This window comes from Pseudoalteromonas sp. S1609, assembly GCF_005887255.1.
Classification (GTDB): Bacteria; Pseudomonadota; Gammaproteobacteria; order Enterobacterales; family Alteromonadaceae; genus Pseudoalteromonas.
Map to the genome: position 1 here is coordinate 1 of NZ_PNDJ01000201.1, position 324 is coordinate 324.

Annotated in this window: 1 protein-coding gene; it reads left to right on the top strand. The window is 38.0% G+C overall.

What is annotated here, in order from left to right:
- On the top strand, positions 1–229 hold a 229-nt coding region (locus CWB76_RS19425; RefSeq protein WP_171039672.1), incomplete at its 5' end, for a Smr/MutS family protein.
- Positions 230–324: the final 95 nt, after the last annotated feature.

A 324-nucleotide genomic window follows, 5' to 3' on the forward strand; every position in this document is an offset into this window, starting at 1 on the left:
GCGCAATATAAGGATGGTTCTTGTTCGTCATGGAATAGGTATTAAAAATAAAGCCAAACCGGGGATTTTAAAAAGTTACGTAAATCAGTGGCTGCAAACAATTCCTTGTGTTTTAGCATTTCACACTGCACTCAGGCAGCATGGAGGAAGTGGGGCAACATATGTCTTACTAAAGAAGAGTGATGATAAAAAGCATCAAAACAGAGAAATTCACAGCAAGCGCAGTTAAATCTTGCTGTGCTAATAAGGGTTAGTTAAGCATCAACGCTGCTGCATTAGCTTGATTAAACCACGCAGATATTCCTAAAATAATGATAGATACAA